The sequence below is a fragment of the Pyxidicoccus fallax genome, from assembly GCF_012933655.1.
In the GTDB taxonomy this organism is placed as follows: Bacteria; Myxococcota; Myxococcia; order Myxococcales; family Myxococcaceae; genus Myxococcus; species Myxococcus fallax.
On sequence record NZ_JABBJJ010000248.1, the window covers coordinates 1 to 18,997 of the forward strand.

At 69.3% G+C, this 18,997-nt stretch carries 17 protein-coding genes and 1 pseudogene; 9 read left to right on the forward strand and 9 right to left on the reverse strand.

Features of this window, described 5'->3' with window-relative positions; translation table 11 throughout:
* A pseudogene (locus HG543_RS37395) lies at positions 1 to 332 on the reverse strand (hypothetical protein); the annotation flags it as partial.
* A gap of 387 nt (positions 333 to 719) precedes the next feature.
* Here HG543_RS37395 and HG543_RS37400 point away from each other — a divergent pair.
* From HG543_RS37400 to HG543_RS37410, 3 genes are read left to right on the forward strand one after another with little or no spacing between them, the layout of a single operon-like run.
* Entirely contained in the window at positions 720 to 1,217 is a 498-nt protein-coding gene (locus HG543_RS37400) for a Fur family transcriptional regulator (protein ID WP_171818352.1), read from the forward strand.
* Positions 1,214 to 1,732 carry a TlpA family protein disulfide reductase gene (locus HG543_RS37405; RefSeq protein ID WP_169349709.1) on the forward strand — a complete coding sequence of 173 codons (519 nt, stop codon included), beginning with the start codon at positions 1,214 to 1,216 and terminating at the stop codon, positions 1,730 to 1,732. The genes HG543_RS37400 and HG543_RS37405 overlap by 4 nt, the downstream gene beginning before the upstream one ends.
* A gap of 17 nt (positions 1,733 to 1,749) precedes the next feature.
* Positions 1,750 to 2,532, forward strand: a complete 783-nt coding sequence (locus HG543_RS37410) for an SDR family NAD(P)-dependent oxidoreductase (protein WP_169349710.1) — start codon at positions 1,750 to 1,752, stop codon at positions 2,530 to 2,532.
* A gap of 48 nt (positions 2,533 to 2,580) precedes the next feature.
* Here the strand turns inward: HG543_RS37410 and HG543_RS37415 are convergent, their stop codons facing one another.
* Positions 2,581 to 5,001: a penicillin acylase family protein gene (locus HG543_RS37415; protein ID WP_169349711.1), complete on the reverse strand. Its 2,421-nt coding sequence runs from the start codon at positions 4,999 to 5,001 to the stop codon at positions 2,581 to 2,583.
* 243 nt (positions 5,002 to 5,244) lie between these two features.
* On the opposite strand from HG543_RS37415, the gene HG543_RS37420 reads away from it, so the two are divergent.
* From HG543_RS37420 to HG543_RS37430, 3 genes are all read left to right on the forward strand, one after another.
* Positions 5,245 to 5,526, forward strand: coding sequence for an FtsB family cell division protein (locus HG543_RS37420; protein ID WP_169349712.1), 282 nt, complete (start codon positions 5,245 to 5,247; stop codon positions 5,524 to 5,526).
* Positions 5,523 to 7,694 carry a sensor domain-containing diguanylate cyclase gene (locus tag HG543_RS37425; RefSeq protein ID WP_169349713.1) on the forward strand — a complete coding sequence of 724 codons (2,172 nt, stop codon included), beginning with the start codon at positions 5,523 to 5,525 and terminating at the stop codon, positions 7,692 to 7,694. Before HG543_RS37420 ends, HG543_RS37425 begins: the two co-directional genes overlap by 4 nt.
* Before the next feature lie 224 nt (positions 7,695 to 7,918).
* The gene (locus HG543_RS37430; RefSeq protein WP_169349714.1) at positions 7,919 to 8,440 is read left to right on the forward strand and encodes a hypothetical protein; all 522 of its coding nucleotides are present in this window, start codon (positions 7,919 to 7,921) and stop codon (positions 8,438 to 8,440) included.
* A 73-nt stretch (positions 8,441 to 8,513) separates the two neighbouring features.
* Here HG543_RS37430 and HG543_RS37435 read toward each other — a convergent pair whose 3' ends face one another.
* Entirely contained in the window at positions 8,514 to 10,760 is a 2,247-nt protein-coding gene (locus tag HG543_RS37435) for a di-heme oxidoreductase family protein (RefSeq protein ID WP_169349715.1), read from the reverse strand.
* Between the two features lie 256 nt (positions 10,761 to 11,016).
* Here HG543_RS37435 and HG543_RS37440 point away from each other — a divergent pair, with 256 nt between their 5' ends.
* Genes HG543_RS37440 through HG543_RS37450 form a run of 3 tightly spaced genes read left to right on the forward strand, consistent with a single transcriptional unit; the run spans position 11,017 to position 13,897 of the window.
* On the forward strand, positions 11,017 to 11,802 hold the full coding sequence (locus tag HG543_RS37440) for a class I SAM-dependent methyltransferase (RefSeq protein WP_169349716.1): 786 nt from the start codon (positions 11,017 to 11,019) through the stop codon (positions 11,800 to 11,802).
* 24 nt (positions 11,803 to 11,826) lie between these two features.
* Positions 11,827 to 13,023: a DmpA family aminopeptidase gene (locus HG543_RS37445; RefSeq protein WP_169349717.1), complete on the forward strand. Its 1,197-nt coding sequence runs from the start codon at positions 11,827 to 11,829 to the stop codon at positions 13,021 to 13,023.
* 13 nt (positions 13,024 to 13,036) lie between these two features.
* A complete protein-coding gene (locus HG543_RS37450; RefSeq protein WP_169349718.1) occupies positions 13,037 to 13,897 on the forward strand; it encodes an aminotransferase class IV in 861 nt (286 codons plus the stop codon).
* Positions 13,898 to 13,903: 6 nt separating this feature from the next.
* Here HG543_RS37450 and sitI6 read toward each other — a convergent pair whose 3' ends face one another.
* The 6 genes from sitI6 to HG543_RS37480 all read right to left on the reverse strand — a co-directional run bounded on the left by sitI6 (position 13,904) and on the right by HG543_RS37480 (position 18,873).
* Positions 13,904 to 14,623 carry a SitI6 family double-CXXCG motif immunity protein gene (sitI6, locus tag HG543_RS37455; RefSeq protein ID WP_169349719.1) on the reverse strand — a complete coding sequence of 240 codons (720 nt, stop codon included), beginning with the start codon at positions 14,621 to 14,623 and terminating at the stop codon, positions 13,904 to 13,906.
* Between the two features lie 6 nt (positions 14,624 to 14,629).
* Entirely contained in the window at positions 14,630 to 15,292 is a 663-nt protein-coding gene (sitA6, locus tag HG543_RS37460) for a SitA6 family polymorphic toxin lipoprotein (protein WP_169349720.1), read from the reverse strand.
* A gap of 42 nt (positions 15,293 to 15,334) precedes the next feature.
* Positions 15,335 to 15,937, reverse strand: coding sequence for a Uma2 family endonuclease (locus HG543_RS37465; protein WP_169349721.1), 603 nt, complete (start codon positions 15,935 to 15,937; stop codon positions 15,335 to 15,337).
* Positions 15,938 to 16,057: 120 nt separating this feature from the next.
* Entirely contained in the window at positions 16,058 to 17,248 is a 1,191-nt protein-coding gene (locus HG543_RS37470) for a glycerophosphodiester phosphodiesterase family protein (RefSeq protein ID WP_246357568.1), read from the reverse strand.
* A 256-nt stretch (positions 17,249 to 17,504) separates the two neighbouring features.
* On the reverse strand, positions 17,505 to 18,425 hold the full coding sequence (locus tag HG543_RS37475) for an alpha/beta hydrolase (protein WP_169349722.1): 921 nt from the start codon (positions 18,423 to 18,425) through the stop codon (positions 17,505 to 17,507).
* Positions 18,426 to 18,459: 34 nt separating this feature from the next.
* A complete protein-coding gene (locus tag HG543_RS37480; protein ID WP_169349723.1) occupies positions 18,460 to 18,873 on the reverse strand; it encodes a DUF4267 domain-containing protein in 414 nt (137 codons plus the stop codon).
* Positions 18,874 to 18,997 lie beyond the last annotated feature (124 nt).

Here is an 18,997-nt window from a genome sequence, read left to right on the forward strand (position 1 = left end):
GGGGCGGGGGGAGGTGTCTTCTCCTCTCGCACCTGCGCCAGCTCACGCACCACGTCATAGAAGCCACACGCCTGCCGCTGGGCGGCCAGGGAGGGGGCGGTGCCCCGAAGGACATCCACCACGGCGAAGGGCCCCAGCGGGGAGGCCTCGGGTTCACCGTCGGTCAGGGCGCGGACGCGGAAGTCATCGTCCTCGGCCAGCAAGGCGAGCGCCTCGCGCACCTCGGGTGCCGGAGCCGGCGACTTGGCGCGCCGGCAGAAGTCCGAGACGGCAACCGCCACGGGGGTGGGAACGTCATCGGGCTGTCGTCTTCTCTGCCAGGGGCTGGTCATGGAAAATCGCGGAAAAATGCTCGTTTACGAGAGCGGATGCCTCTATCTTCGGCGCCAGACGGGTGTCAATGAGCCAGTCCGACTCCAATCTAAACAGCCAGCGGCGAGTGCAAGCCGGGGGACCGTGTAGGCGGGAGGGCGGGGGTTCCATGGCGCAGGTTGCCCGACGTTGCGGGCCACGGCGGTCGGAGATATCAGGGCCGCCACGTCCGGAGACAAACAGTCGTCCGTGACACTTTGTTCGGGGGAGATGTCCGGTGGGGGCGGAGGCGGGTCGCGGAGGCCTGTCAGACCGGTTACAACACGAGCGGAGCGCCGACCTGGGTCGGCCTCCTACCAAGGGAGCTCATGCAGGGGCGGACCCGCGGGGCGGTTGAAGGAACTCACATGAGCACGAGCCATAGCCACCACCACCATCGCCATGAGGATGACGAGTCCAAGGACGAGGTGCTCGCGCGGTACATGGCCCAGCACGGGCTGAAGAGCACGCGTCAGCGCAGCCTCATCATCGACACCTTCTTCGCCGTCGGCGGCCACCTGTCGGTGGAGGAGCTGTGGAACAAGGTGCGAGAGCAGGACAGCAAGGTGTCCGTGGCCACGGTGTACCGGACCATGAAGCTGCTCAACGAGTGCGGCCTGGCCCACGCGCGCAACTTCGGTGACGGGCAGACGCGCTACGAGGCGGCGGCGGGGAGGGATCACCACGACCACCTCATCTGCACCCGGTGCGGCACCATCGTCGAGTTCGAGAACGACCGCATCGAGGCGATGCAGGACGCGGTGGCCCGCAAGCACGGCTTCAAGGTGACGTCGCACAAGATGGAGCTGTACGGCCTGTGCCGCGACTGCCAGCGCGCCAGCGGCGCGCCCACGACGGCGGCATGAGCGCGGCCACCCGAGCCCGGGTGTGCGCGGCCCTGCTGCTCCTGGGGCTGGCGGGCTGCCGGGGAACGAGGCCGGTCGACGCGGGGCCGGCCTTCATCCAGTCGCTGGCCCTGCCATGGGTGGGGCCCACGCCGTACGACGCGCGGAGCCTCCACGGCAAGGTGGTGCTCGTCTCGTTCTTCGCGACGTGGTGCTTCCCGTGCCTCGCGGAGATGCCCACGCTGGAGGCGCTCCAGCGCGACTATGGCGCGCGGGGCTTCCAGGTGGTGTCGGTGGGCATGGACCTTGACGGCACGAAGGTGCTCCAGCCCTTCGCGGACCACTACGCGCTCCGTTACCCGGTGCTGGTGGCGGATGTGCGGATGCACGAGGGGCTGACGGCGTTCGGCCACATCCGCGCGCTGCCCACCACCGTGCTGCTGGACAAGCGCGGCCGCGCCGTGGCCGCGTGGCAGGGCGTGGAAGGCCACGGCGACGTGGCGAAGGCCATCGAGAAGCTGCTGGCGCAGGACTGACACGCGCGAGGAACCCCATGGGCATGTTCGACGGCCGGGTCGCCATCATCACCGGTGGCAGCTCGGGGATTGGTCTGGCCACGGCGAAGCGGCTGTGCCGCGACGGGGCCCGCGTGGTGATTGCCGCGCGCGGCGAGGCCCGGGGCCAGGAGGCGGAGCGCGCCCTGCGGGCGGAGGGCGGCGAGGCCTGGTACGTGCCGTGCGACGTGTCACGCGGCGAGGACGTGCGGCGCCTCGTGGACACGGCGGTGGAGCGCTACGGCCGGCTGGACCTGGCGGTGAACAACGCGGCGCTGGCGGATGTCCCCCTGGCGCTGACGTGTGACGTGTCCGAGGAGGACTTCGACCGCACGCTGGCCGTGGACCTGAAGGGCGTGTGGCTGTGCCTGAAGTACCAGATTCCCGCGATGCTTCGGGCGGGGAAGGGCGCCATCGTCAACGTGTCCTCGGTGAACGGGATGATGCCCACGCCCTACGGGTCCGCGTACACCACCGCGAAGCACGGGCTGCACGGCCTGTCGCGCACGGCGGCGCTGGAGTACGCGGCCCAGGGCATCCGGGTGAATGTCGTCTGCCCGGGCGCGCACCGCACGCCCATGCTGGAGGGCATCTTCGAGAAGATGTCCCCGGGCAACCCCGCGGCCGCGGAGGCGGCCTACAACGCGCGCATCCCCGCGCACCGCGTGGGCGACCCGGCCGAGCTGGCGGAAGCCATCTGCTGGCTGCTGTCCGACGCGGCCTCGTACGTCACCGGCAGCATCATGGCCGTGGACGGCGGCATGAGCGCCGGGGCCATCTGAGCGGCCGCTCCACCTCATGCCCGGTGGAGCGGCCCGGGTGTCGCTCCGCTACTCCTGGAGCACGGTGACGGAGAGGTTCGGGTCGCTGGCGATGTCCGCCTCGGTGAAGCGCATGTCCACCCAGTCCTTGCGCGAGTACATCCACGTCTGGTCCGCGAAGTACGGCGAGGCCGGGTTGGTGGACTGCGAGTAGGCCAGCACCGAGCGTCCCACGGGGCCCGCGTCGGTGAAGGACACCGCCATCACGAAGCTGGTCGCGACGAAGGGCACGTAGGTGAAGTCCGGCTGGAGCCAGTTGGAGAACTGGTTGAAGCAGCCCTCCACCTCACCGCAGCCGTGGTACGGAATGCGCGCGTCGTTGCGCGGCACGCGCTGCACGGTGCCCAGGGCGGTGTCCAGCGGCTGGCCCCTGTCCCGCATCACCTGCACCGCGCCGCCCAGCGCCTGCACCACCTGCGGGTGCAGCGTGTTGAGCGTGCGCGGCGTATTCACCGGGTCCGTGGCCAGGAAGGGCACGAGGTACGGGCCACCCGTCACCACCGTCACGCGGGCGATGAACTGGCGCCACAGCACCGCGCCCGCGCTGTCCAGGTCGCCCCGGAGGTTCCAGCGCTCCAGCACCGGGCAGGCCTCGCGCACGTCCACCCAGCGCCCGTCCTCCAGCAGGATGAACGGGTTGCGCCGGCACATCGCCACCGCGGCGTCGCGCAGCAGCTCACCCGAGTGGTTCCGGTTGTTGAACATCACCGTCTGGAGCTGCTCCAGCGTGAAGTTCCGGCCCTCCATCCCATCCGTGCCGGCCAGCCGCCCCTGCACCATCTTCAACCCCAGCCGGGTGCGCAGCGTGCGCGCGGTGCCCTCGTCGCCGATGATGCCGTCGTAGCCGGTGAGCGGCTCCTCCGGGTTGGACAGCCAGTAGCTGTCGTTGGAGTTCGTCACGTAGTCCGTGCGCGTGAGGCGCGGCATCCGCCCCGGACCGAACATGCCGGGCTGCACCGCGTCCGCGTCCGTGCCCCACTCGCAGTCGGGACGCGAGCCGTCCAGCACCGGCAGCCGCGCGGACTGGTAGACGAGCAGCGACACCGGAGACAGCACGCAGCGCGCCACCTTCGCGTCGGTGACGTGCGGCACGGTGGCGCTGTCCGCGTAATACGCGCGGCCCTGGTCATCCGCCGCCAGCGTGTTCACCCAGGGGATGCCCTGCCAGTAGTCCTGCGCCTGCTTCAGCTCGTCCACGCCGTGGGCCTTCCCCATGGCGAGGAACTGGTCCACCACGCGCAGGTTCGTCGCATTGACGTCGCGGAACGCGTAGCCCGTCAGCGAGTTCCACGTCATGAACCCTTCCGGGTAGTGGAACATCGGCCCGAAGCGCGTCCAGTAGAACGTGTGCGAGCGCGGCTCCAGCGTCCCGTCCGCCGTGCGCGCGAGCACCGTGCTGGTCCTCGGCGTCATCGTCTCCAGCTGCCCGTTGTAGAGGTACGTGGTGGGGCTGCCCGGCACGAGCTTCAGCTCGTACGGCGTGAAGCGGAAGCCGGTGGAGACGGTGTGGCTCCACGCGACGTTCGCGTTGTGGCCGATGAGCACCACCGGCACGCCGAGCAGGCTGGCCCCGCTCACGTCGAGCTGCCCCGGCAGCGTGAGGTGCACCTGGTAGAAGCGCTCGGAGCCCTCCCACGGGAAGTGGGGGTTGCCCAGCAACATGCCCCGGCCGTTGCGCGTGCCCTCGTGGCCCAGGGCAATCGCGTTGCTCCCCAGGCCCAGGTCCGCGCCGCGCGGAATGGCGCCCGCGGGCAGCACGTCCGGCAGCGGGAGGGGCAGGGTGAGCGGCCCGGGCGGCCGTGCATCCACCAGCGCGTTGAGGAACGCGGTGGAGCTGGCCAGCAGGCTGAGCTGGTAGTAGCGCCGGTAGAGGTCCAGCTCGGTGATGGGGCGCACCCACTCCGCGCCCCGGCACCTCGGGTCCGGCAGCGCGTCCACGCCCGTCTCCCGCAGGTAGCGGTTGAAGCCGGCGGCATAGCCCCGGACGAGCTGGCGGACCTCCTCCGAGGGGCCTCGCGGTGGCGTCAGCGCCAGCAGCGACTCCACCGTGCCCGCGTCCTTGATGGACTGGTAGAAGAAGTCGCTCTTGAGGTTGGGGATGTCCCCGCCGAGCGTGGCGACGTACGTGCCCTCCGGCCCGAAGTACCGCGAGCGCTCCGCGTTGACGGTGACGAGAATCTCCGCCAGCGCGCACACGTTGTCCTGCGCGAAGGCATACCCGTAGCCGTAACCCAGCCCCGCGTAGTCGTTCGCCAGCACGTGCGGGATTCCATGCGAGGTGCGCCGGACGGTGGCCGAGTACCCGCCGGACGCCTCGAGCCTCACCGCGGACGGGGAGGGGCCCTGGAGGACCGTGTCGTCGGTTCCGGGCTCGCAGGCAAACAACAGGAGGGACAGGGCCAGCGGCGCGAGTCGGCCGCGACGTCTCACTTCGGGAAGAGGTCTCATCAGCAGGCTCCGTGAGCAGGGGCGGGATGTCGGGGTCGCCGTCGCCCCAGCAGCGGGTCCACGGAGCGTCCGCATCTCCTTGGACTCATTGGCTGGAGAGCCCCTGAGTGGATCGTCGGGAAACGGCCACTTCGAGGCCGCCCTGTGAGAGGGGCGCGCGGCTGCTACATGGCTGGAGCGGATTTCTTGCGGGGCAGGGGGTCACTGGTACCTTCGGCGGCGTTCATGACGGCGAGGCGAAAGTTCCTGGTGGCGACGGTGGGAGTGGCGGCGGCCTTGAGCCTGTTCTCCGTCGCCGACGCCAAGGGCTTTCGGCGCTATCTCTCGTTGCGCCAGGACGTGGATGCGCTGCAGATGCGCAACCGCTCGCTGGCCGCGCAGAACGAAGCGCTGAGGGCGGAGATCAACGCCCTGCGCAAGGACCCGGCCGCGCTGGAGCGGGCCGTGCGCGAAGAGCTCGGCTACGTGAAGCCGGGCGAGATTGTCTTCCACCTGGAGTCCCCATGACGTCGCTGACCGAGTTTCCGTCTCCGGGAAGGCTGCTGCGTCACGCCGTGCGGACCATCCCCGCCGTCGCCGCGCTCGCCACCTTCATCCACCTGGCGCGCGGAGGCTTCCGGGGGCTGCACACCCTGGATTGGCCCGAGGCGGCCCTCGTGGGCTTCCTGCTCGTGGGCATCGGCGTCGCCGCGTGGCGCCGGGCCATGCGCGGCGCGGTGGGCGCCGTCATCGACCTGCGCGACGACCTGGAGCTGGGCGGCGGGCTCATCGCCGCGGCGTTCATCGTGGTGGCCATCGGCGGAGGGGAGCTGTTCCCCATCGTCTACCTCCTGATGGCGTTCCTCGTGGCCTTCCTGCCGCGCAACGCCGGGCTGACGCTGCTGGGCGTGGCGCTGGTGTTCGACGCGCTGGTGACGCTCGGCGGCCCGGTGCCCAATGGCGCCAGCTTCCTCACCCACGCGGCCTTCCTGGCGCTGTTCTCCGGGCTGTACCACCTGGTGCTGGCCACGCGCATGGCCGCGGCGCGCCGGGCGGAGAGCGACGCGGTGCAGAAGCGCATCCGCGAGGTGGAGGAGCGCGCGCGCACCTTCCGGCTCGTGTCCAGCGGCACGCAGGACAGCTTCAGCGGGATGAGCAGCGACGAGAAGTGGCTCGTCGCCTCCGTGAAGGAAGTCGAAGGCGCGGTGCAGGCGGCGCTGGAGATCGCCGAGACGGGCCTGCGCACGTACACCTGCGCGGCGTTCCTGCTGACGTCGGATGACCGCAGCCTCAAGCTGTATGACTGCCGCTCCGGCTCCGAGCGCGTGCAGCGCGAGCGCTTCAACGCGGGCGAGGGCATCATCGGCGGCGTGCTGAAGCGCCGGGCCCCGGTGCGGATGAACTCGCCGCAGGGGCTCAAGGGCGTCACCCACTACGAGAGTGGCGGCCCCGCCGTGAGTGCGCTGCTCGCCGTGCCCATCATCGAGGGCAGCGGCCTCGTGCGCGGCGTGCTGGTGGCGGACCGGCTGGCGAACGAGCCGTTCAGCGACCAGGACGAGAAGCTCCTGTCCATCATCGCCGGCGAGGTGCTGCGCTCCATCGAGGTGGAGCGGGTGATGAGCTACATCCGCAAGACGCGCGACGAGAAGGACCGGTTCTTCCGGGCCATCGAGGAGCTGAACCGAGCGGGCAGCCCGGACCAGGTGTTCGTGGCGGTGCTGGAGAGCGTCCGGCACCTGGCGGGCCTGGACTTCTGCGCGGTCACGCTGGTGTCCGAGGTCGAGGGCAAGCGGATGCACCGCGTGGTGCGGATGACGGGCGTCACCTCGCAGGGCAGCAAGGCCCTGGAGGGGCAGACCTTCGCGGACAACAACGGGCTCGTGGCCAACGTGGTGCGCTACGGCGCGCCGCTGCCGGGCCGGGACATCAAGGCGATGGACCGGCAGATCATCTTCGACGACGAGACTCAGATTCGCGGCCTGGGCGCGCTGAAGATCTTCCCGCTGACGGCGGGGGACCGGATTCTTGGCACGCTCGTGGCGGGCTCGCGCAAGAAGGCGGCCTTCGAGCAGGACGTGCTGCGGATGATCGAGGTCATCGCCATCCAGGCCGCGCAGGCGGTGCTCCGCGCGCAGCTCTACGAGCAGATGGAGCGGATGGCCACGACGGACGGCCTCACCGGCCTGTTCAACCACCGCACCTTCCAGGCGAAGGCGGACGAAATCCTCGCGCAGGCGCGGCGCTACCAGCGCAAGTGCTCGGTCATCCTCACCGACGTGGACCACTTCAAGAGCGTCAACGACACCTACGGTCACCCCACGGGCGACCAGGTGCTCAAGGGCGTGGCGCGCATCATCAAGAGCCTGGCCCGCGACACGGACGTGGTGGCCCGCTACGGCGGCGAGGAGTTCGTCATCGTCATGCCGGAGACGGACTCCAAGGGCGCCTTCACCATCTCCGAGCGCATCCGCGAGGCCGTGAAGGCGGAGACCTTCCAGACCGAGATGGGCCCGCTGAAGATCACCATGTCGCTGGGCATCGCCACCTTCCCCGACCACGGCATGGAGAAGCAGCAGCTCATCGACCTCGCCGACCAGTGCCTCTACCACTCCAAGCGCAACGGCCGTAACCAGTCCGTCACCGTGGAGAAGATGCAGGGCGGCCGCAAGCTCCAGGCCGCCGCCGAGGCGTCCTGAGCACGGGCGGCGCTCCCATGGGGGCGCCGCTGCCAGGCTCGGGCGTGCACCCTGCCCGAGCCAGCGAGGTGCCTCGGGTACTGGCTCCCTGGTGGGGCCTTTTCTGATCCAGCTACGCGCCACTGTTGCAATGGAATGACGCTTTGGGCGGCGGGTGTCGGAGGTCCGGGCTATTTCCGGGAGTCCCTCCGGGCCACCCGCCCGGCACGCCCCTGGAGAAGCCCTTGAAGCGTCTCATCGTCCCATCGGTCCTCCTGACCACCGCGCTGTTCGTGGGCTGTGGCCCCGCGCCCGAGCAGCCTCCACAGCCCGACCCGGCCCCCGCGACCTCCCAGTCGCTCACGACCATCGAGTTGGTGGAGACCGCGCTGGACCCGCGGCTCGCCGCCACCGCGGCGCAGGCGGGCGCCGCCGTGTATGCGCTGGAGATCAACGAGCCCGTGTCCGGTCCCGTGAGCCCCAGGGACGCCGCGCTGATCGCCATCGACACGGTGAGCGAGCCACGCCTGCCCTGGGTGTATGGCGCCACGCTGACCCGCGCGCAGGTTCGTGAGTCGCTGGGCACCACGCTCGTCGACGACATCGAGCGGTACGTCAACACCGGCGAGAGCTACTCGGCCGTCGTCTACGGCTGGAGCTACCCGAAGGCGCCGGACTTCTGCGACACCGGCCACTTCTACGCGCTCATCTTCAACCAGGCGCGCTTCGTGATGACGGTGGAGGTCAACGGCGAACGCGACTGCTGAGCCGCGAACGAAAACCGCCACCGCGCCGTGCTGGCCGTGGTGGCGGTCTCCGGAAGTCACCTGCCGCCGGGCATCACAGCGACTGCAGGAACTTGAGCAGCGCGGCGCGGTCCGCGGCGCTCATGGCGACGAAGGCGTTCTTCGCGGACTGGCCCTCGCCGCCGTGCCAGAGGATGGCCTCGGTGAGGTTGCGCGCGCGGCCGTCGTGCAGGTACGCCTCGCCGCCGCTGACGCCGGCCGTCAGGCCGATGCCCCAGAGCGGCGGGGTGCGCCACTCGGAGCCGGAAGCCACGCCCTCGCCCAGGTTGTCCGCGAGGCCGGAGCCCATGTCGTGCAGCAGCAGGTCCGTGTACGCGTGGATGGTCTGGCCCCGCAGCTCCGCGTTCGGGTGGAACTGGCTCGTGGTGAGGGTGGCGGTGTGGCACTTCGCGCAGCCCGCGTTGGCGAACAGCGTCTCACCGCGCAGCGCCGTGGCGTCACGCAGGTCGCGGCGCGCCGGCACGCCCAGCAGGGCGATGTAGCGCGTGAGATTGTCCAGGTCCGTGCCGCTCAGCTCGTTGCTGGTGCCCGTGCAGCCCTGCTGCTGCGGGCCGCAGTCCATCGACGGGAAGACGGACGTCGTCACGCCGATGTCGTGCACGAGCGCGTCCGCCACCTGGTGCCGCACCTTCGCCATGCCGGCCTTCCAGCCGAAGCGGCCCAGCCGCACCTGGCCCGTCTCCGGGTCCCTCACGGTGCTCATGCGGCCGGAGATTCCGTCACCGTTGGCGTCATTCGGGTCCGCCAGCGCGGCGATGGCGCTCTCCGGCACCGCCTCCAGCAGGCCCATGCCCACCAGCTGCGGCGTGGCGCGCGCCGAGTAGTTCGTCGGGGTGACGTTCAGGAAGCTGTAGGTCGGCCGGCGCAGCTGGTACGCGGTGCCGTCGTTGAACGTGCCGCTGGTGGTGGTCCACCCGGAGATGCGCACGTCCGCCTCGGGCGTGCCGCTGGTGCGGCGCGGCTGCAGCCGGAAGCCGAGGAACGGGTCCGCGGCGCCCGTGCTGCTGGCCACCTTGACCACATAGTTGCCCAGCGTGGTGTTCACCGCGGGAGGCAGGCCGCGGCCGTTCTGCACGTGGCAGGAGATGCAGGACGTGTTCACGTAGTTGGGCCCGAGCTTGCCCGCGAGCGCGGTGAACACGGGGTTGCCCGGCTCGGAGTGGCTGCCGTCCGCGAAGTTCGTGTGGTGGACGCGGCGGCCCAACACGAAGGGCTGCGCATTCACCGGCGCCATGTTCAGCGCCATCTGCAGGAAGTGGTTGTCCGGCTCGGCGGACAGCGGGACGTTGCCCGTGGTGTAGCCGCCGCTCAGACCGGCCGCCGGCATGGGGAAGGAGTCCTGTACGGTGCCGGACACCTCGAACGGCTGGATGCCGCCGGTGCCGACGATGTAGAGCATCGCCGTGGAGTAGTAGTTGAAACGGCCTTCCACCGGCTGCCGAAGGAAGACGCCGACCTCGATTTCCATGCGGTCACCCACGCGGATGGCCCGGCCCTCCTTGGCGTTGAAGTTCACGCTGGCCGTGTAGAGGTAGTCGTTGACGGTGGTGAAGTCCGCGTTGTGGAAGTACTCGGCCTCGGTGTTGAGGCCGCGGAAGAACGCGCGGAAGTCCGGGCTGTCGTACGGGTAGATGGTGCGCAGGTTGACCACGATGCGGCTGCCGCCCTTGGCCACCTCGTCCACGATTTCGATGCTGTGCGTGCGGTTCTCGAAGTAGCGCGCCAGGTAGTGGTCGTAGGCCTGATACTGGTCCTCACGCGCGTGACGGTCGCGAACGCGGTCACCCACCTTGGTGATGATGGCCGTGGCCGTCTGGGTCACCGTGGCCGGCTCCAGCGCCGTGGTGTTGTCGTAGAGCGGGACGATGGGCCCCGTCGTGCCCGCGTCCGGCGGAGGAGGGGGCTGGCCGGCGTCGGGCGTGCCCGCGTCCGTGCCCGCGTCGGGCGGCGGCTGCGTGCCGCCGTGCGTGTAGCGCGCCCACGCGGTGTCGCGAGCACAGTTGCACGAGACATCCCAATACGTGAACGAGTAGTCGATGACGTCACCCGCGACGAGGCCCGTCACCGTGTATTGGTTCCGGCCGTTCGTCACCGTCATCCGATAGTTGAGCTGCCCTCCGTTGTTCTTCACGTAGTGGATGTCCGCCCACGACGTGGTGTCGACGTAGAAGATGGCGGACGAACCCGACTGCGTCACTCCGTACGTTGCGGCGAACGAGTCCCACGCCATCAGCGTGGCGACCAGGACAACCACTGCGAGCCCTGCAGGTCTGTTGCGCATGGCAATCTCCCAGCGAGTCACTCCGGGTGGCGGGACACAACACATTCTCCACCGTCCGAAGGAAGTTTAGATTTAGAGCAGGCAGATAAGAATTCCTATGAATTTCGGTTAGCAGGGGGACCCTTGTCGGGTGTGAGACTTTGCTCACTCCCCCGGTCCGAGGGTGACGCGAGACGCCGTGAGACATTGACGCGTGGTGTCGTCAGACATGAATGCATTGCGTCATGCATCGGGTGATGCAGGATGCGCGGCGGACATGGCTCCTGTTCCGCTCGCGGTGACGACCAGCACGAAGGTGGACGCGGCGCTCGTGCGCGAGGCGCGGGCCGTGGCGGCGCGGTGGGGCCTGCCGTTCCTTCCGCGGCGCTCGAAAGAAGGCATCGCGCCGTGGTTCGGCGTGAAGGCGGACGCGCTCGTGGTGGTGGGTGGGGACGGAGTGACGCTGTGGGACGCGGAGGGCTCGTTCGCCTTCCACGCGGGCATGGCGCACCTGCGGCGGATGCGGCTGCGGGACGGGGAGCCGGATGCCTTCGTTCGGGTGGCGGAGCTTCGCCCCGGGGACTCGGTGCTGGACTGCACGCTGGGGCTGGCGCAGGACGCGCTGGTGGCGTCGCTGGCGGTGGGGCCGGGTGGACGGGTGGTGGGCGTGGAGAAGAGCCTGGCGCTGGCCATCGTCGCGGGCGAGGGGCTGAAGCGCTACGAGCTGGGCGCCGACTCGGGGCCCATCGAGGTGGTGCACGCGGACGCGCACGCATACCTGAAGACGCTGCCTTCGGGCTCGTTCGACGTCGTCTTCTTCGACCCGATGTTCGCGAAGCCGAAGAAGGCCCAGCCCGCGTTCGAGGTGCTGCGCCGCTTCGCGGAGCATGCGCCGCTGACGCCGGAGGCGCTCGCGGAAGGCCGGCGCGTGGCACGGCGGTGGGTGGTGGTGAAGGGGGCGCGGTACACGGATGACCTGAAGAAGCTCGGGCTCCAGGAGGAGCCGGGCTCGCGGTTCACGGATGTCGTCTGGGGACGCATCGGGCCCGTGTCGGGGCCGTGAGCGGTCTCCCGGGGAGGTCGTGCGATGCGGCGCGGTGGACGATGGAGGTTCGCGCTGGGAGCCCTGTCGCTGATGGCGGCCGGGCCCGTGCTCGCCCTGGAGGCGAAGGAGGCGAAGAAGATGGCGGAGCAGAAACAGGCGGAGCCACGGGCCCGCGCGCGGGCGCTCGGGGTGGCGCCGGGAATCTTCTCGCCGGGGCCGCACAACGGCATCACCGACGTGGCCGGCGTGCGGGTGGGGCACACCACGGTGATTTCGGGTGACTCCGTCCGCACCGGTGTCACCGCGGTGCTTCCCCACGGTGGCAACCCGTTCCGCGAGCGGGTGCCGGCCGCCATCCACGTGGCGAATGGCTTCGGCAAGCTGCTCGGCAGCACGCAGGTGAACGAGCTGGGCGAGCTGGAGTCCCCCGTGCTGCTCACCTGCACGCTGTGCGTCTGGCGGGTGGCGGACGCGCTGGTGGCATGGATGCTGGAGCAGCCCGGCATGGAGGACGTGCGCTCCATCAACCCCGTGGTGGGCGAGACGAACGACGGGCGGCTCAATGCGATTCGGACCCGGCCGGTGGGGGAGAAGGAGGTGCGCGCGGCGCTCGCGCAGGCGACCTCCGGGCCCGTGGCGGAGGGGAGTGTCGGCGCGGGGACGGGTACGGTGGCGTTCGGGTGGAAGGGCGGCATCGGCACGTCGTCGCGGGTGCTGCCGGCGAAGCTGGGCGGCTTCACGGTGGGAGTGCTCGTGCAGTCGAACTTCGGAGGCGTGTTGCAGGTGATGGGGGCGCCGGTGGGCAAGGCGCTGGGGCGGTACGCGTTCCAGAAGGAGGTGGAGGAGCGGGGGGACGGGTCCATCATGATGGTCGTGGCCACGGACGCGCCGCTGGAGCACCGGAACCTGCGGCGGCTCGCGGAGCGGGCGACGCTGGGGCTGGGGCGCACGGGGTCGTCGATGTCGAATGGCTCGGGGGACTACGTGATTGCGTTCTCCACGGCGCCGTCGTTGCGACGGGCCTTCGGGGCCGAGCGGCTGGCGGGCGAGACGCTCGGCAATGACGCGATGTCGCCACTGTTCCAGGCGGTGGTGGAGGCCACGGAGGAGGCCATCTACAATTCGCTGTTCATGGCCACGACGGTGAGTGGCAATGGACAGAAGGTGGAGGCCGTCCCGCTGGCACGGGTGCGCGAGGTGCTGCGGCGACACGGGGTGGGGCAGACGGAGGCACCGTAAGCGGAGGCGGCGGATGCACGTGTATCTGAACGGGGAGATCCTCCCGCTGGAGCAGGCCCGGGTGTCTGTGGAAGACCGGGGTTTTCTCTTCGGGGACGGCGTGTACGAGGTGACGCGGGTGCTCCCGAGCGGGCTGTTCGCGGAGTCGGAGCACTGGCAACGGCTCCAGCGCGGCATCCGTGAGCTGAAGCTGGCGACACCGGAGGGCTTCTCGAAGGAGATGGTCCGGCGCATCAGCCACGAGCTGCTGGAGGCCAATGGACTGACGGGGCGGCAGGCGACGGTGTATCTGCAGCTCACCCGTGGCGCGGCGCCGCGGAATCACGGGTTTCCTCCCGCGGGGACGCCGCCGACGCTCTACATGTCCGCGTCGCCGTTCCAGGTGCCGTGGACGCAGCGGAAGGAGGGCGTCAGCGCGCTGATGCTGCCGGACCTGCGATGGGCCCGGTGTGATTTGAAGACGGTCAACCTGCTGCCCAACATCCTGGCCAAGCAGCAGGCGCGCGACGCGGGTGTATTCGAGGCCCTGTTGGTGCGCGACGGCGTCATCACCGAGGGGGCTTCCACGAGCGTCTTCGTCGTGATGGATGGAGCGCTGTACACGCATCCGAAGAACGAGCGCATCCTGCCGGGCGTCACCCGGGACATCGTCCTGTCCCTGGCGCGCGAGCAGGGGCTGACGGTGCACGAGCGGCCGGCGCAGGTGGTGGAGCTCGGCCGGTTCCAGGAGGTGTTCCTCGCCGGCACGACGACGGATGTGCAGCCGGTGATTGCGGTGAATGGTGGGAAGGTGGGGGAGGGGAAGCCCGGGCCGGTGACGCTCGCGCTGCAGCGCGCGTTGCTGCAGCGGATGGGATTGGAGGCTCCGCCGTGAGCGGCGCTACCGCGTGGGCAGTTCGCGGAAGGTGATGCCGTCCAGGTTCAGGCGGAGCACGGCGTCCTTGAACCGCTCGGTACCGATGACCATCGTGGCGAAGTTGCCGACCCTGAACAGGTCCCGGTCTCCGGGCAGCGAGGCCGCTTCCAGAATGGGTTCATCTGGTCGCGAGATCCCGAACCGACCACATGTGGTGCACGGCGGCGGTACGTCCGGTGGGATGCAGTCCGGATGCAGTCTGCCACGAGGTTCAACCTGGAGCTCCAGCAGCTCGGGTGGGTTCTTCTGCCGAAATCGCAAGGCGGTCGGGCAGGCGCTCAGCCCTCGCACGCCTTCAGCCTGAAGACGCTCCAGAGGATCCCGGTGCACGAGCAGGACTTCGGCATTCCAGACGAAGGGCGCGAGCCTTCCGAAGGCAGTACCCACCAGCGGCCCGAAGCGTGTGGCGGGTGGGAGCACGGCCTCTGGAGGCGCCAAGGGGCGAACCAACTCGCGCAGACGTGAGAACTCGGAGAAGGGCTCGGGTCTGGACTTCTCGAACTCGCGATGCTCGGGCAGTCGAGACAAATCCACGCACGGGTACGCATGCCCCACGTCCCCCCACGTGGCACCGCAGGAATGGCACTGCACGCCGGGCAGCTTCCACTTGTGCGCGCCATGGGCCTCGCCGCCGTACTTTTCCGCGATGGCCCTGTCCTCGCGCACCCAGAAGAATCGCGTCATTCGTTCTCACGCTCCTGGGCGGGAATAGTAGGGCTGAACGGGGCCACCAATGAGCTGGAAGCGGTAGATGAGCTCGCCGGCGTGCCTGTAGATCTGCTCCGGGGTGGCGAACGGCCTGGCCTCCTTGAAGTCCCTCCAGGCCTGATTCCATGCCCCCCCGCGTCCCTCCGGGCCATGAATCCGTTGGTGCAGGTGACGTGGAATCGGCATGGTGTAGTCGTGGATCCTGACGCCTCTATCGGTGAACCACTCCTTGAGTGTCGGCTCCTGCGGGAAGAGGTGGTGCTTCTCCCAGCGGCCGGCCGTGAGCTGGCGTGAAGGCGGGATGATTCGCTCGGGGGCGCCGTTCCAGTTGGGGAAGACCATGACGGCACCACCGGGGAGCTTCCCCGCGCCTCCCCAGTTCCTCCGCGGACCACTGCCCGGCGCCGCCGCAGGAGGGCGCGCCCCCGGAAAGCGCGCCAGCTCGACGTCACCAAGCATGTCTTCGCAGCGGTAGAAACCGCAGGCGTCACCGAGGCACAGGAGCGTGACGCACTGGTCTTCATGGGGTGAGTCGCACTCCGGCTGAGCTTCGGTCCAGGCTTCCTGCAGGGGAGGTGTAGTGGTGGCGCAGCCCAGCCAGGTGAGCGCGACCAACGAGAACCAGAGGGCGAGCAATGTCCGCATGGCGTTCCGGCTTCTAACGCAGCGGACTCGCGACCTGAAGGCTCAGGTCTCCCGCGACCGCGCCACACCGCTCCGCTGTGGCGTCCACAAGAGTCCCAGTTCCAGAGGCACGGCATCGAAGGGCTCCACGCGAATCGTGGTGTTCCCTTCATGCAGTCCCGTCTGTACCCACCCGTTTTCTCCGCGCCCGTACACCTCCAGCGTGCGGCGCACGGGGTCGATGAGCCACGCGTGCTGCACGCCTTCGCGGTGGTACAGCGGCATCTTCCGCACCCGGTCCAGGGACCGCGTCGAGGGTGACAGCACCTCGCAGAGCCAATCCGGCGCGGCCGTGAGCCACGGAGTCTCCGGATCCGGCGGCTCGGGAACCCGCTCCCGTCGCCATCCGGCGACATCCGGAACCACGATGTTGGGCTCGAAGTGCAGCTCCGGCTCGGCCAGGAACCACCAGCCGCTCGGCCCCGTCGGCGACAACTCGAACGCCGGACTCAGCAGCGCTGACAGTCGCATCGAGACCCGCAGGTGCCCGAACGCCGGCCGTGGTGAGGCGTACAACTCCCCCGCGACAATCTCTCCAACCCATCCAGGCGGAAGCGCCTCGATGTCCTCATACGAGACCGGCTTCTTCCCCTTGTCCTGCCCCATACACGCCTCCCGAAGGGATGACCTGACAGGTCCTGAATATGGCACCCGCCCTTTCAGGGCGTCAACCTGTCAGGTCACCACTCTACGGGCCGGTCTGACATGTAGGGTCAGACCGAACGACTACAGCCCCATGCAGTTCGCGTAGTACGTCACCGTCCCGGGCCAGTCGCTGAACATGCCGATGATGCCCACGTGCCGCGCGAGCACATCGAGCACCACGTACATGTCGCCGTCGTTGTCAATCACTGGAGACACGGACTGGTAATAGAAGCCGCCGCCCGTCTTCAGCGGACCGGAGCGCTCGAACGACCAGGCGATGATGTCCAGGCCCGCGGCCCGCGCGGCCTTCGCGTACGCGGACGGGACGATCTTCCCCTGCGCATCCAGCGTCACCAGCACGTAGATGGGCGGCGCGATGATCTTCACGCCCGAGTCCACCAGCTCCTCCATGCTGGGCTCCCACGTGGTCGGGTTGTTCGGGTCGAACACCGTGCCCGGAATCTCGTAGCGGCCGTCCAGGTACACGCCCTGCTTGCCGAAGCGCGGCTCGTTCTGGATCCAGTACAGCACGTCGTTCAGGTTGAACGACTGCGGCCACACGTCGCTCGGGTGCACGCCGGCCTGCTTGTACTCGTTGATCATCTGCTGCGCGTACTGCTCCTGCGTGTACTCACCCTGGAACGGCATGGGCACGCTGGGCGCCTTCAGCTCCGGCGTGAACTTCGTGCCGAGCTTCTTGAACAACTGGATGCTCTCCTTGTGGGACAGCACGGTGGCGCAGTCGGAGTACAGGTCCGTGCGCCAGTTCGCCGTGCCGCCCAGGTACTGCTCCACCGTGGTCGCCGCCGGGTTGGACGCGTCCATCTTCCCGCAGAGCTGCTTGAACTCCGCGAGGGTGATGTCGCTGGTGCAGCACATCGCCGAGGCCGGACGGCCCGTGGTCGGGTTCGCCGGCTGGAAGGGCTGCGTGCATTTCGCCGCCAGCGAGGGAATCGCGAGGATGTTCGTCGTCGTGTGCAGGTCGCACTGCGAATGACGGCACACGAGCTGCCGGTCCTTCGTGAACGTCACGTCGCACTCGAGGATGCCCGCGCCCATGCGCGCCGCGGCCTCGTAGGACTCCTTCGTGTGCTCCGGGAACTGGAGCGGCGCACCGCGGTGGCCGATGGAGAACTCCGTCTTGTAGAACGGGCCCTCGGAGCACTGCTGGAGCTTCCGCTTCAGCGCGCTCTCGTCCATGTCCTCGACGAGGTAGTAGGGGCGGGGACCCACCTGGACGTTGAGGCGGCGCTGGGGCCTGAACTTCTCCATGCCCCGCTCATTCGAGTCGTCGTTGTCCCGGGCGGACACGACAGTGGGGGAGGCGAGGCACGCGGAAAGAGTCACTGCGGCGAGTGTCATCAACCTCGTCGGGTTCATGAGGCGCACGGCTCCTTGCAGGAGAGGAGAGTGGAAAAACGCGCGCACCTTGCACCTCCGGACTGGAGTCGTTGCGTCAAGAGTCCGCCACGATTCCAAGGCGGATTCGCGAGGATGTCGTAGCGGAATACCCACGCGGGCCTTCGCGTCAACTGGCACGCGCCTTCACGAATGCGCCGACCTTCTCGATGGCACGCCGCGCCTCCGGCAGATGCGCGGCGAGGGCGTGCCACACGTGCCAGAGACCGGGCCAGACTTCGAGCGTGGCCTCCGTGTCCACGGCCTGCGCCCGGCGTGTCACCGTCTCCGCGTCGCTGAGCAGGATTTCATGCTCGCCCACCTGGAGATACAGCGGGGGCAGGCCGCGCAGGTCCGCGTGCACGGGCGAGACGTAGGGGTGACGCAGGGAGGTGGTCCCCGCATAGGCCACCGCGCTGTTGCGAAGCCTCCGCGTCGACGAGAAGAACGGGTCCACCGCGGCGCGCGAGGTGACCGATTCGCCCGCGAGCTCCAGGTCGGTCCACGGAGACAGTCCCACCACCGCCCCGGGCAGCGGATGGCCCTCGTCTCGCAGTCTCACGGCGAGCGCCAGGCTGAGCCCGCCTCCCGCCGAGTCTCCCACCAGCGCCACCCGCCTCGCCTCGAGCCCCACGGCGGGCGAGCACAACCACGAGAAGGCGGCCACCGCGTCATCGAGCCCCGCCGGAAAGGGGTGCTCGGGGGCGAGCCGGTAGTCCAGGAGCAGCACCGGACACGCGCAGGCGAGCGCGATGCGCGCGGCCAGGGAGCGGTGCGAGCCGAGCGAGCCCGCCGTGTACGCGCCCCCGTGCAGGTAGAGGACCGCGCGGTGGGACTCACCGCCTCGGGGCCGGAGCCATTCCGCGGGCCGGCCCCCGACGGTGAGGGGCTGGATGTCCACGTCCCGAGGCATGGGAAGCCTCGTGCTCATGGCCTCCAGCCGGCGGCGCCCCTCTGCCAGCGAGTCGCCCGGGTCGCTCCGGGACAGCTTGAACTTCAGGTAGTGGTACAGCAGGCGACTCTGGATGCTGCGCGGTCCCGAGGTTCCCATCGGCCCCATCTGACCTGGAAGTGCTGGCCTGCCGCTAGTCGTTGCGGACCCGGCGCAGCAGCGCCGCGGCGAGGATGACGCAGTAGACGGCGGCACTGCCGTGCACCGAAAGGGCCAGGGCCAGCGAGGCTCCACCCTTGAGGACGGTCAGGGCATCCACGATGGGCATCACGATGGCGGCGAGCACGAAGACCCCCGCCGCGAGCCGCTGCCGCGTGAGCACGAGTCCGACGATGGCCAACCCGATGCCGAGGTCCCTCCCGGATTTGATGCTCAGCCAGGGGAGGGCCTCGGAGCCGAGGAGGGGAAGTCCGAACCCCCGTGCCGCGCCCACCGGATCCATCCTGGTATTGATGCTGAGGAAGAGCATGAAGCCCCCCAGCAGCAGCGTCAGCAGGGCGGTGGGCGAGGTGAGCTTCCAGGACAAGTCATTGCGGTGCGTTTGCATGGTGCCTCCGGGCGCGCCGTGGCGCGTCTCACGAGGAGGAATGTGCCCTCCGAAGCCTCCGCATGCCATTCGCGGGCGGCTCAAGGTTTTGCCCGAAGCGCTCAACTTCCGGGCGGGCCGGGAG

Coding starts and splice junctions, on each gene's coding strand:
- HG543_RS37400 (WP_171818352.1), top strand. CDS start 720: ATGAGCACGAGCCATAGCCACCACCACCATCGCCATGAGGATGACGAG.
- HG543_RS37405 (WP_169349709.1), top strand. CDS start 1,214: ATGAGCGCGGCCACCCGAGCCCGGGTGTGCGCGGCCCTGCTGCTCCTG.
- HG543_RS37410 (WP_169349710.1), top strand. CDS start 1,750: ATGGGCATGTTCGACGGCCGGGTCGCCATCATCACCGGTGGCAGCTCG.
- HG543_RS37420 (WP_169349712.1), top strand. CDS start 5,245: ATGACGGCGAGGCGAAAGTTCCTGGTGGCGACGGTGGGAGTGGCGGCG.
- HG543_RS37425 (WP_169349713.1), top strand. CDS start 5,523: ATGACGTCGCTGACCGAGTTTCCGTCTCCGGGAAGGCTGCTGCGTCAC.
- HG543_RS37435 (WP_169349715.1), bottom strand. CDS start 10,760: ATGCGCAACAGACCTGCAGGGCTCGCAGTGGTTGTCCTGGTCGCCACG.
- HG543_RS37440 (WP_169349716.1), top strand. CDS start 11,017: ATGGCTCCTGTTCCGCTCGCGGTGACGACCAGCACGAAGGTGGACGCG.
- HG543_RS37445 (WP_169349717.1), top strand. CDS start 11,827: ATGCGGCGCGGTGGACGATGGAGGTTCGCGCTGGGAGCCCTGTCGCTG.
- HG543_RS37450 (WP_169349718.1), top strand. CDS start 13,037: ATGCACGTGTATCTGAACGGGGAGATCCTCCCGCTGGAGCAGGCCCGG.
- sitI6 (WP_169349719.1), bottom strand. CDS start 14,623: ATGACGCGATTCTTCTGGGTGCGCGAGGACAGGGCCATCGCGGAAAAG.
- sitA6 (WP_169349720.1), bottom strand. CDS start 15,292: ATGCGGACATTGCTCGCCCTCTGGTTCTCGTTGGTCGCGCTCACCTGG.
- HG543_RS37465 (WP_169349721.1), bottom strand. CDS start 15,937: ATGGGGCAGGACAAGGGGAAGAAGCCGGTCTCGTATGAGGACATCGAG.
- HG543_RS37470 (WP_246357568.1), bottom strand. CDS start 17,248: ATGGAGAAGTTCAGGCCCCAGCGCCGCCTCAACGTCCAGGTGGGTCCC.
- HG543_RS37475 (WP_169349722.1), bottom strand. CDS start 18,425: ATGGGAACCTCGGGACCGCGCAGCATCCAGAGTCGCCTGCTGTACCAC.
- HG543_RS37480 (WP_169349723.1), bottom strand. CDS start 18,873: ATGCAAACGCACCGCAATGACTTGTCCTGGAAGCTCACCTCGCCCACC.